16 protein-coding genes and 1 other annotated feature are annotated in these 10,897 nt (G+C 41.0%); all 16 genes read right to left on the bottom strand.

Going from position 1 to position 10,897, the window contains the following annotated elements; all coding sequences use genetic code 11:
- Positions 1–210: 210 nt before the first annotated feature.
- On the bottom strand, positions 211–390 hold the full coding sequence (rpmF, locus tag H5993_RS04155) for a 50S ribosomal protein L32 (protein ID WP_180871811.1): 180 nt from the start codon (positions 388–390) through the stop codon (positions 211–213).
- Positions 391–445: 55 nt separating this feature from the next.
- A complete protein-coding gene (locus H5993_RS04150; protein ID WP_204776339.1) occupies positions 446–1,000 on the bottom strand; it encodes a YceD family protein in 555 nt (184 codons plus the stop codon).
- 52 nt (positions 1,001–1,052) lie between these two features.
- Entirely contained in the window at positions 1,053–2,195 is a 1,143-nt protein-coding gene (locus H5993_RS04145) for a nucleotidyltransferase (RefSeq protein ID WP_204776338.1), read from the bottom strand.
- Positions 2,196–2,207: 12 nt separating this feature from the next.
- On the bottom strand, positions 2,208–2,951 hold the full coding sequence (locus H5993_RS04140) for a class I SAM-dependent DNA methyltransferase (protein ID WP_204776337.1): 744 nt from the start codon (positions 2,949–2,951) through the stop codon (positions 2,208–2,210).
- Positions 2,951–3,307, bottom strand: a complete 357-nt coding sequence (gene rsfS / locus H5993_RS04135; RefSeq protein ID WP_204776336.1) for a ribosome silencing factor — start codon at positions 3,305–3,307, stop codon at positions 2,951–2,953. Before rsfS ends, H5993_RS04140 begins: the two co-directional genes overlap by 1 nt.
- Positions 3,300–3,923: a bis(5'-nucleosyl)-tetraphosphatase (symmetrical) YqeK gene (gene yqeK / locus H5993_RS04130; RefSeq protein ID WP_180871806.1), complete on the bottom strand. Its 624-nt coding sequence runs from the start codon at positions 3,921–3,923 to the stop codon at positions 3,300–3,302. The genes rsfS and yqeK overlap by 8 nt, the downstream gene beginning before the upstream one ends.
- The gene (locus tag H5993_RS04125) at positions 3,916–4,548 is read right to left on the bottom strand and encodes a nicotinate-nucleotide adenylyltransferase (RefSeq protein WP_204776335.1); all 633 of its coding nucleotides are present in this window, start codon (positions 4,546–4,548) and stop codon (positions 3,916–3,918) included. The genes yqeK and H5993_RS04125 overlap by 8 nt, the downstream gene beginning before the upstream one ends.
- A gap of 11 nt (positions 4,549–4,559) precedes the next feature.
- Entirely contained in the window at positions 4,560–4,871 is a 312-nt protein-coding gene (gene yhbY, locus H5993_RS04120; RefSeq protein ID WP_204776334.1) for a ribosome assembly RNA-binding protein YhbY, read from the bottom strand.
- Positions 4,872–4,886: 15 nt separating this feature from the next.
- Positions 4,887–6,002, bottom strand: coding sequence for a ribosome biogenesis GTPase YqeH (yqeH, locus tag H5993_RS04115; protein WP_204776333.1), 1,116 nt, complete (start codon positions 6,000–6,002; stop codon positions 4,887–4,889).
- Complete coding sequence (locus H5993_RS04110; RefSeq protein WP_180871802.1) at positions 5,995–6,525, bottom strand: YqeG family HAD IIIA-type phosphatase; 531 nt, start codon at positions 6,523–6,525, stop codon at positions 5,995–5,997. Before H5993_RS04110 ends, yqeH begins: the two co-directional genes overlap by 8 nt.
- Before the next feature lie 159 nt (positions 6,526–6,684).
- Positions 6,685–7,038 (bottom strand): 50S ribosomal protein L20, encoded by a 354-nt coding sequence (rplT, locus tag H5993_RS04105; protein ID WP_180871801.1) that lies wholly within the window; start codon positions 7,036–7,038, stop codon positions 6,685–6,687.
- A gap of 57 nt (positions 7,039–7,095) precedes the next feature.
- Complete coding sequence (gene rpmI / locus H5993_RS04100) at positions 7,096–7,293, bottom strand: 50S ribosomal protein L35 (RefSeq protein ID WP_180871800.1); 198 nt, start codon at positions 7,291–7,293, stop codon at positions 7,096–7,098.
- A gap of 21 nt (positions 7,294–7,314) precedes the next feature.
- Positions 7,315–7,827 carry a translation initiation factor IF-3 gene (gene infC, locus H5993_RS04095; RefSeq protein WP_204776332.1) on the bottom strand — a complete coding sequence of 171 codons (513 nt, stop codon included), beginning with the start codon at positions 7,825–7,827 and terminating at the stop codon, positions 7,315–7,317.
- Between the two features lie 44 nt (positions 7,828–7,871).
- Positions 7,872–8,001: a sequence feature (ribosomal protein L20 leader region), on the bottom strand.
- Positions 8,002–8,050: 49 nt separating this feature from the next.
- The gene (gene dnaI / locus H5993_RS04090; RefSeq protein WP_204776331.1) at positions 8,051–8,998 is read right to left on the bottom strand and encodes a primosomal protein DnaI; all 948 of its coding nucleotides are present in this window, start codon (positions 8,996–8,998) and stop codon (positions 8,051–8,053) included.
- A 14-nt stretch (positions 8,999–9,012) separates the two neighbouring features.
- On the bottom strand, positions 9,013–10,389 hold the full coding sequence (locus tag H5993_RS04085) for a DnaD domain protein (protein WP_204776330.1): 1,377 nt from the start codon (positions 10,387–10,389) through the stop codon (positions 9,013–9,015).
- The gene (gene nrdR / locus H5993_RS04080; RefSeq protein ID WP_204776329.1) at positions 10,379–10,861 is read right to left on the bottom strand and encodes a transcriptional regulator NrdR; all 483 of its coding nucleotides are present in this window, start codon (positions 10,859–10,861) and stop codon (positions 10,379–10,381) included. Before nrdR ends, H5993_RS04085 begins: the two co-directional genes overlap by 11 nt.
- Positions 10,862–10,897 lie beyond the last annotated feature (36 nt).

Genomic DNA, 10,897 nt, shown 5'->3' with positions numbered 1-10,897 from the left:
CCCTAACTGAGATTTGATGTCTTCAGTATAGGGGGTTAGCCATATGATTAATAGACGTGTCGTTATTCACCGCTTACATCAAAAAAATTGGTACTGCTAGGATTTTACTCCTATCAGTACCAAATATTGTAGACCCCTTAATATTCATTTAATTCCAAAAAAGACCCTCTTAGGTCCGGCGCCTAAAGAGAGTCTTTTCGTTAATTGGGATTAGTTGTTGGTATTAACAACTTGTTCACCATCGTAGTAACCACATGATGGACAAACCATGTGTGACTTACGAAGTTCACCGCAGTTTGGACATGGTGCCAAACCAGGAACAGTCAACTTAATGTGACCCCGACGGTTGCGCTTCCGCGTCTTAGACGTCTTCCGTGCTGGTACAGCCATGTTTTACACCTCCTCAGTTTATTATATTTATCCACAATTGGTTTTTAACCGTTCGCTAATCTTCTTTGTCCTGATCAGGAAATAATTCTTTTAACTTAGCGAGCCGTGGATCAACAGAATTTGTCTCCTCCTGATCGGTGGACCCTTCTTCTTTTACGTCCCAATCTTTTCCATTAGGCATTGAGGCCCCAGCCTTTTCTTCAGGAGTTAATACCCGACTTGGAATTTGTTCAATGATGTTCTCCATCACTGCTTCGTCAAACTTGATTGGTGTTTGGCCATCTGCAAGAACAAAAACTAAATCGTTCTCAGTATCATACCGGTCAAGATGGGCTGGATCACTAGTGTATGATTCAGTGAACGAGAAATCTAATCCTAACTCAACCGGTAATAAGGATCGTGTTGAAGGAACCGTTACCGTTGCCTTTATTTGCATAGCAACTGTTGCATCTCCACGATCATAAGTTACGAACCCATCAACTTGAACTGGACTAATTGCCAGGATCTGTTGTGGAAATCGCTTTTTCATTGCATTCTTTAAATCAAGGGTTCGTTGAAGATGCATTGGTTCATCTTCAAAACGACGAAGTTCACTTAATGTCCATTCCATCTTTTTCCTCCTAATGCAACGCGTTTAATTATACCCGGCGTTGCAATCCATGTCAATGTTTTTTGCTTGACAGGTCAATTAGTGGAGCGTGTTTCACATCTTGTTCAACGGCGGTAAAATTTTGATATAATTTTCCAGCTCGGTAATCCAAGGCTAGCAAATGGTCTTTCATCTCGGCATCGACCTTTGTAATCAAAGGATATTGCAGTTGTTTTTTTACTTGATGAAGATATTCTCGGCCCCGATCATTAAAAGCTAAAACATGGTGATATGGTTGATTATTTGTCATTTGTTCCGTGGTAATTTCCAAAGTCGTGTACAGACATAGACGGAGTAAACGGGCAAAAGTATAGCGCTTCGTCTTCGCTGCATGTAAAAATGATTGAAAATCCAATTCACGTTGAGCAGCTTCCTTTAAACGATACTCTAATCCTTCTGTCATTTGATAAATATTTTGTAATTCACCTACTGGTGACTGAATTAAATGATTCCGCAAAATCGGATAAAGGACTTGCCAACTCGGGATGATCGTTAGCTTAGCAAGAGCTTGAGCTGTAACTTTAGGAACAACATTTTTAATCGACCGACCAGTTTTGATGGCCGTCCGAATTCCACTTGCACTGGCCAAATAAAGACCTAAGGTTTGATCATGGTATCCTTTTCCTTGTCGTTTGATGGGAATCAAATTAATCGCCCAGTCATGTTCCTGGCAGGCTTTAAAATACGAGTAGGCTAAAATATCGTTTGGATCCGTTAAACTGATTCCGGTTTTTTCAACTAATGCTTCGTTAAACTGGGTGGCAAACGTCTCCCGATAGTCAGTAAAATCATCATGACGAAATTTTTTTTCAAAGGATCCTAATTTTTTAAAATTCCATTCCGGATGTTCAGCCCCAAAAACAACCTGTTTAACTTTGAGATCATTAAGTAACCGTAGAGCTCCCGTTGCAAATCGTTGTCCAGGTTGAACGGCATCAAAGACTGGTAATTCAACGACTAAATCGACCCCGTTTTCTAAGGCTAACTTGGCGCGCGTCCACTTATCGAGGATTGCCGGTTCACCACGTTGCGTAAAATTTCCACTCATTACCGCAACCACTACTTGGGCATTTGTTAGTTGCTGAGCGATTCGCAAATGATATTGATGGCCATTATGAAATGGATTATATTCAGTAATTAAACCAACTGCATCCAAACTTTGCTCCTCCTAGTTAGTGACAAACCAAAACCATCGCGTTGTATTAGGCTGAACTTTTTTATGGCCAAAATCAGCCTTAACTTTAATTAAATCATCCTTAAATCCGGCATTTACCAAGGCCTGTTTTAGGGTTTCTAATTCATAGGTACGTTCAAAATGAGTTTCACCCACCCGATTATAAGTTTGATCCGCATTTTGAATAAAAAAAGCCAAATCATGAATTACTCCATGCGGAACTTCTTCATCTGCATAAGTAGTCCATAAAAAGGCCTTCGAATGATCTTCCGCTTCAAAATTATAGGTGTACCCAGGATAAATTTCGTCAGTTTGATATGGAGTGATTACATCAAAGAGAAATTTTCCGCCGGGCATAAGATGAGCCTTGACAGCACGAAAAGTAGCTTCAACTGCTTCTAAATTAGGTAGATAGCATAAAGAATCCGCAAAACAAGTTACCGCATCATACACCGGTAACCCCTCTAATTTACGCATGTCTGTTTCAATAAGCTTGATATCAACACCTGCTTCTTGGCGATGTTGATCAGCTAAAGTCAACATTTCAGGTGAAAAGTCAGCATCCGTTACTTGATAACCTTGTTGCGCAAGTAATACCGCAAGTCGCCCTGCTCCCCCAGCAAGATCAAGAATCTGGCTTCCTTCGGGGACTTCAGTTTCTACCAATCGCCGCCAATTATCATACATCTCAGGGTCAAATAACTCATCGTATAATTGAGCAAAAGTTTGATAAATCATTAGTCAGTTAACCAATCATTCAAATTAACTAGTGGCGCCTCTGACCATAGTTTTTCGAGATTGTAGAAGTGTCGGGTTTCTTCACGGAAAATGTGCACAACAACATCTCCCATATCAATCAAAATCCATTGGGCAGCATCTTTTCCTTCAACACTTCCAATTTCGATTTTATTTTCATGAGCCATTTCAATAATTGCATTTGAAATAGCTTGTACTTGACGATTAGAACCACCAGTCATCATAACAAAGTAATCCGCCATCGGGGTCAATTGGTCTACTTGCATAGCAACAATATCTTCTGCCCGCCGCCCATCAGCTGCTCTAACAACTTTTTCAAGTAATGCTTTGCTATCCATTATTTTTAAGTTCCTTTCTATATTTCGGTACCCAGGCATTATAGGTTTCTAGTGTTTTGGGATAAATTGGCTTGCCGTTTTCCGCCAAATAAGTTAACGTTGCTTGAGTTTGAAAAGCTACTCCTAATCCAAGGTTAGTTTCTGTAAACTGCCGTGCCTTTTCAAGACCGGGAAAATCCCGACCTGGTTCAATATAATCTGCCATATATAAGACTTGAGCTAATGGGGTCATATAAGCTGCCCCCGTGGTATGTTCGCGAATAGCATCCAAAATTTCTTCATTCTGAACGCCAAGCTCATCTTTTACTAACTCAGCTCCAACAACACCATGCCAAATTGCATTACCATAGTCTAAAAGTTCCTTCGATAACTTTTTAGCCTTAATTACCGCAATAAAATCTTCATCTGGTCGTTGTTTTGCATAATCATGACACAAGCCAGCCACACTTGCTGCTTCAAGATCAACGTCATACTTCTTAGCTAACTTGATGGCAGTTTGCTCAACTCGGAGAACATGATTAAACCGCGCTGGTTTAAGTGCTTCTTTTAACCGATTAATTAGTTCTATTCTGGTTAATGGTAAATAATGTTTTTGATACTTAATTTCTTTAGCCATGATATAAGTGATGCTCCTCAATATAATTTGCAACTGCGTCGGGAACCATATAACGAATTGAAGTTCCCATCTTTATCCGCTGGCGAATATCATTCGAAGAAAATTGAACCTCAGGAACATCAACCCAGATTACAGGATAATCACTCTCGTTTTTAGCCCCAGGACGGCGAACAGCAACAAAATTTACCATCTTGATTAGTTCGTTAATTCGGTGCCATTTAGGAAGATAATCAACCATGTCGCCACCAATAATAAAGTAGTAATCATTTTCTGGATGAGCTTCTTTTAGCTGCTTAATGGTATCATAGGTATAACTAACACCACCCCGTTGAATCTCCGCTAATTCGAGGCCAAATAATGAATTACCTTGAATCGCCAAACGGAGCATTGCCACTCGATCTTTAGCATCAATGGCTGCTTTTTTATCAACGTGCGGTGGAATGGCATCGGGCATAAAATCAACCCGATTTAACCGTAAGGCGTGGCCAACTTGATCAGCAACCATTAAATGGGCATTATGAACGGGATTGAAAGTACCACCATATAGACCAATTCTCCGGCGCGAGTGAGTTTGAATCGGTTCAACTTGAACCTTGGGAATTGTTTCAAGCGTTACCTGACTCATACTAAAGCCTCCTAAATCTTGGCAACTTGAACTGATATATCTTGAAATTCTGGTTTTTCTGCCGGTTTAAAGAGCACTAAAACTCGCCCAATCGTTTGTACAACTTGAATATCACTATGCTCTTCAATATATTCTTTAACATCAGCTACATCCACAGCCGTATTTTGTAACAAACTGACCTTAATTAATTCTCGCCGGTCCAAAGCACCATTTAGTTGTGCAACCCAAGTTGGAGTTAAACCATTTTTACCAACTGAGAACAGTGGTTGTAAATGATTTGCCTGTGCTCTTAGAAATCGTTTTTGCTTCCCACGTAATTCCATTTTCTTCCTCACTTTTTAAATCATTGCTTTCCGTAGTAAAACCGCAACTCCTTTGGGAGCCCATCCAGCGACCGTTACGTTTGCTGGAACGGTAATCCAACCAAGTCCTTCAAAGACCAGATCACTCTTTTGTCGCGTTTTAAATTCATACCGGACTAGTGGCGGAATTTGACTCTCATTTCCTGGATGCGGCGGCACTAAAAGATCACCTAAATGCCGTTGATAAAATTGATCAGCATTTTGATACTTGGTCCGGTGTAAGACCAAATTATTTTCAAAGTAAGCTACTACCCCGACTTTGGGTCCCTTTAAGTAATCAAACCGTCCAATTCCACCTAAGAAAATTGTTTGTTCATCACTTAGTTGATAAGTGTGGGGTTTAATTTCTTTTTGGGGTGCCACCAACCGTAAATCCTCAGGTGGTAATACATAGGCCATTTGTTCTTGGTGAATGATTCCGGGCGTATCAACCAATTGATGCCCATCGTCCAACGGAATTTCAATCTTATCTAACGTTGTTCCTGGGAAGCGCGAAGTTGTGATTAAATCTTGCACCCCAGTCCGTTGCTTTATAATTTGGTTAATTAACGTCGACTTTCCAACATTAGTAACTCCAACAACATAGACGTCCCGATCACCCCGAAGAGTTTCGATTTCATCTAACAGATTATCAATTTGATGATTTTTCTTTGCTGAAACTAAAATGGTCTTCAATGGTCGAATTCCGGCTTCATTAGCTTGTTGCCGTAACCAATCCGTTAACTTCCGTCGACGAAGTGACCTTGGTAATAAATCCTCTTTGTTACCAACCAATAAAACGGGATTATCTCCAACAAACCGATGCAAACCAGGAATCAAACTACCATTAAAATCAAAAATATCAACAACATAAACAATTAAGGCATTCGCATCCCGAATCTGGTTTAAAAGGGCAAGAAAATCATCATCAGTTAGTGAAACCGGCGCAATTTCGTTGTAGTGTCGTAAGCGAAAACAACGTTGACAATATAAGTCACCACTTTTTAGTCCCCGCTCTAGTGCTGATTTTGGTGTATATCCCAGACCGTTTTTATTTATCGTTTGAATTACACTACCACAGCCAATACAACGTAATTCTTCTTGGTCAGTCATCTAAATCCTCCTGCCAATCCATCGTTGGATATTTTTTCTTTAAGCTCCGTTTAACAAATGTTTCTAAAAAGCGGTTAAACTTAGTATTCCACTTATCACTACTGATTAATGGTTTCACCAAAATACACCTTACCCCTGCTTGATGCGAAGCTAAGACGTCGGTTAAGTATTGATCGCCAACCATTACTACATCATCCGGAGTTAAGTTCAACTGCTTGCAAGCCCGCTTAATCCCCGTTCCAAACGGTTTAAGTGCTCGTGAAACAAACGGCAATCCCAACGGAGCAACTGCCTTTTTAACCCGTTGGTAGCTATTGTTCGAAACTACCATCAGCGGAATCCCGGCTGCTTCAAGCTCTTCCATCCACTTTCTCAATTGTGGCGTTCCATTGGGATTATTCCAGGCAATCAAAGTGTTGTCTAAATCACTTAACACGGCCTTAATCCCAGCACGCTTCAACTCCGTTGGAGACACTTGATAAATTGTTTTTACCATCCAAGTCGGTTTGAATTTTTCTAACACAATTATTTCCTCACACAAAATTAACTAAACTTCATTATAACGGTCTACTTGTTCTGGTTCAAATTTTAACCTTGTAATTATCCTATTTAACTTTATTGTTAAAAAAAAGATTAGGGCAAGTTAGATAACCGTCCTAATCCAATTCATTTAATTTAAAGTTTAGTTTAAAGCCTTCTTAGCCTCTTCAACCAAAGCCTTAAAAGCATCGGCATCGTTAACTGCGAGATCGGCTAACATCTTCCGGTTGATATCAATGTTAGCTAACTTCAAACCATGCATCAACTTGGAGTAGCTAAGTCCGTTCATACGGGCACCAGCGTTAATCCGGGCAATCCATAATTCACGGAACTTACGCTTGTTAACCTTCCGGTCACGGAATGCGTAAGTGTACCCCTTCATAACTTGGTCCTTAGCAGTCTTAAAAAGACGGTGCTTTGAACCAGTGTAACCCTTAGCCAACTTCATAATGCGCTTCCGACGAGCGCGCGTAACTGTTCCACCCTTAACTCGCATAGTGGTAACCTCCTAAAATACTAGTTTTATTTTAATCGTGTAGGCTCGCTACTAATCTTACTTAGCAGGAAGCATCTTCTTGAAACGCTTTACGTTAGACTTATCCATCATGGATAAACCACGTAATTGACGACGTTGCTTCTTAGTCTTACCGTGGAAACGGTGGCTAGTAAATGAGTTACCACTCTTGAAACCACCCTTAGCAGTCCGCTTAAAACGCTTTGCAGCAGCGCGATTAGTCTTCATCTTTGGCATAATGAATTCCTACCTTCTTTGTTATTTTTTTGCCTTTTCGTTAAGGGGAGCAAGTGTTAAGAACATACTCCGCCCTTCCATCTTTGGCCGTTGCACAACCGTGGCGATGTCTTTAGTTTCATCAGCCATCTTCTCAATCATGTCACGACCGATATCCTTATGCGTAATTGCACGACCTCGGAAGCGAAGCGAGACCCGAACTTTGTCACCCTTTTCGATGAACTTCCGAACCCGCCCTAACTTCACGTTAAAATCATTCGTATCAATTGTGGGACTTAAGCGGATTTCCTTAACTGCAACAGTCTTTTGGTTCTTCCGCGCTTCCCGTTCTTTCTTTTGCATTTCAAAACGGTACTTCCCGTAGTCCATAATCCGAGCAACGGCTGGACGCGCTTTGGGAGCAACTAAAACTAAGTCAAGATCAGCAGCTTCTGCCATCCGCAAAGCTTCTTCTTTTGACTTAACTCCGAGTTGTTCACCATCTTGGTCAATTAACCGAACTTCCTTGGCCCGAATACCGTTATTGACAATCATTCCCTGAGCTATGGCAACACACCTCCGATATTTTTAGTGGAAAGAGCAAGCAAAAAAGCGGAGTGCATACCACCCCGCCGTAAAATGGTAATATTCCAACCATCATACTTCAACTCATCAGCCCGGCAACCTGTTTATTACCAAGGCGAGAAGCGGGTGCTTCTGCTTTTTTCTTTCAACACTCCATATATTATAAAAATTACCACTACAAGTCAAGAACTTTTTATATTTTTCCTAACTTCTGTCGTAAATTGTCACCACCAACCGTAACTTCCCGGGATAAAAAGCGAATTCGTTCCATAATCCGTTTTGCCTTTAGTGGTTCTTGATCCCCTTTTACATCAACTGCCAAGTGTTTCTCAAGCTCAACCATTGTAAAATTAGAAGAGAAAAAGGTTGGTAATTCCATCTGCATCCGATATTCCAATATCACACCCAAAACTTCATCCCGGACCCAAGCGGACATCGCATCTGCACCAATATCATCGATCATTAAGATTGGGGCCTGTTTAATCCGATCCCGTTCCAAGTCAGTTGTATTTTTTCCAATTGAGCTCTTCATGCTAACCGCAAAAGTAGGAAAGTGAATTAGAATTGATTGAATTCCGCGTTCCCTTGCGAGCCCATTGGCAATCGCACCAAGTAAAAAGGTTTTGCCGACCCCAAACTCACCGGTTAGATACATTCCTGGCATAAAGCTACTTGGTGAATAATCATGGACAAATCGCATGCCACGTTGAAAGGCAACGTTTCGATATTCAGAAGCATTTTCACCTTCTAGAAAAGCATTTTCAAAGGTCGCATTAGCAATAAACTTAGGCATGGCCAAAGTTTCAACTAAAGATCGTTGCTTTGCTGCTGCCCTTTGAGCGCGGAGTTGTTCAGTTGGAACATAAACAACATCAATTTGTCCAGCCGATATCGCTAACCGCGGAACATATCCCGGGGCGACGCTTGCCTTACCTTGTTTAACCAAGTCCCGATCATGAACAAATTCGTATAACTTAGAGCTCCCTCGGTTAATGCTTTCTTGGTCAAGTTCATCTTGATGATTCCGAAGGAAGGATTGGACTTCCGGATCGGCAAAGACCGCTTTCATAATTTTACGATATGCCTCATCCCCACCTTGAGGATTAATGATCCCATCCATCGTTTGATTAACTGATTCCATTTAAATCCCTCCCTTTAGTTGTTTTTATGATGTTTCTTCATATCAGCGAGCATTTTTTTCATTTCGGCAACCCGTTTAGGATCAACTTCGCCCCCTTTTTTTCCTTTGGTCGGATGGTCAGACTTTTTCGCCCATTCTGGTAGCTCTTCTTTGATCCGCGGTCGTTTATTACTGTAATTAGATGAATGGCGATTCTGTCGTTGCTCAAAACGTTCTCGTTGTTTTTTCTGATGACTTTGTGCTTGCCGTAAAGCCTGAGCAGCTGAATTAATTCCTTTGGATTGCCAAGACGAAGCAATTGAAATTGCTAGGTTAGCAACCAGATTATCCATTCCTTGATCAACTAACAAATACCAAGTTAAAACATTCAATACGCTTCCTGGTAAGTTACTATTACGCCCAATTTCCATTAAAACTCGTTGCTCAGCCGGGGTGACAAACCCCCCTTTTTGCTCTTTAATTTGCTTAAGGAATGGAACCGGAGCCAATCGATCAGCTAGTTGAACCAGTTCGCGCATTGGTTGAGAAAAACCGGTTACGTCCTCATTATCACTGACAACTTGGAGTTTGGTTTGAACTGGCTGACTAGCACGCTGGACCTCATTTTTAAAAGTTAATTGCCTAAAAGTATTAGTTGCAAGATCCGTTGCCCGGGCAGCCAAGTTAGCCAACTGAAGCTCATCAAAACCATATAACCGGTGCTCTGTCAAAATTAACTTTTGCGCTTCCCGTAATTGATCCTCTGGAACACCCAGACTGTCCGCTTGACGAAGGAAAAAATTAAAATCAAAATTCTCAGTTGGCACCGATAAAGAAGGCGTCTGATCAGTCGGCAATGATTGTCGCGCCTCAGTTATTGCCTGGTCATCTTTAGCTTGCGTACTTGGATCCGGTTTAAAAACAGTAAAGAAACTTTTCGTAACTTGTTTTAGTTGGCTAGGATCAAAAAAATTCTCCTTTGCCCGTTGAACCAAGTGATTAAATTCATTTGCCCCGACTTGTTGCAATAATAGAACAGATAACAAATCATCGTTAATTAATTCAACTGGGGTTAGTGGTGGTTGAACCTCAAAAACGAGAGTTACTCCTAATTCATCGCTTAATTGGTAAGTTTTTATCAACCCCAAACCTTCTAAGCGGTCAAGAGCCCGCGAAAAAGCAGGTAAACCAATATTTAAACGAACTAGCAAAGTACTAACCAGTTGTCGCTTTGCTAAGACCGGGTTTGGTTTAACTAAGTCACTTAAAGCTAAAAAAAGCCCTAATGCATCAGCACCAAGCAGGGGCTGATAGAAGGGCAAAAAAGATGTTTGAAAAAGCCCAACAAACTTCGAATTGGCACTAACTAAGTATCCCGTTTTAGGAGTTATCGGGGCACGCTCAATCATCATTGTTCTCCGTTTGATGATGTTGTTTATCCATGACCGATTTAAGTTCATTCATGAAGGTATCAACATCTTTAAATTGCCGATAAACGCTAGCAAAACGAATATAAGCGATCTGATCAACCTCTTGTAACTCATTCATCACAAATTCGCCAATCACTTGGCTTGAAACCTCATTTTCTCCAAGCCGCCGGACCCGGGATTCAACATTTGAAGCAATATCAGTTAACTTTTCCATACTAACGGGTCGCTTTTCTGCTGAACGTACTAAGCCATTCAAAACTTTTTGCCGGCTAAATTCTTGGCGGGTTCCATCCTTTTTAATTACCAAAAGTGGGGTCTCTTCATATCGTTCAAAGGTAGTAAAGCGAAAGCCGCAATTCATGCATTCGCGGCGCCGCCGGATAAAAGTCCCATCTTCGCTCGGACGACTGTCAACAACTCGCGAGCCGTTATGATGACAATGTGGACAAATCATCACTAACCTCCTAATTATTCCTTAACTCAATAGATT

It is taken from the genome of Limosilactobacillus alvi (assembly GCF_016900115.1).
In the GTDB taxonomy this organism is placed as follows: Bacteria; Bacillota; Bacilli; order Lactobacillales; family Lactobacillaceae; genus Limosilactobacillus; species Limosilactobacillus alvi.
The sequence above is the reverse complement of the archived record's forward strand: the minus strand, read 5'-3'. Positions and strand labels throughout refer to the sequence as shown.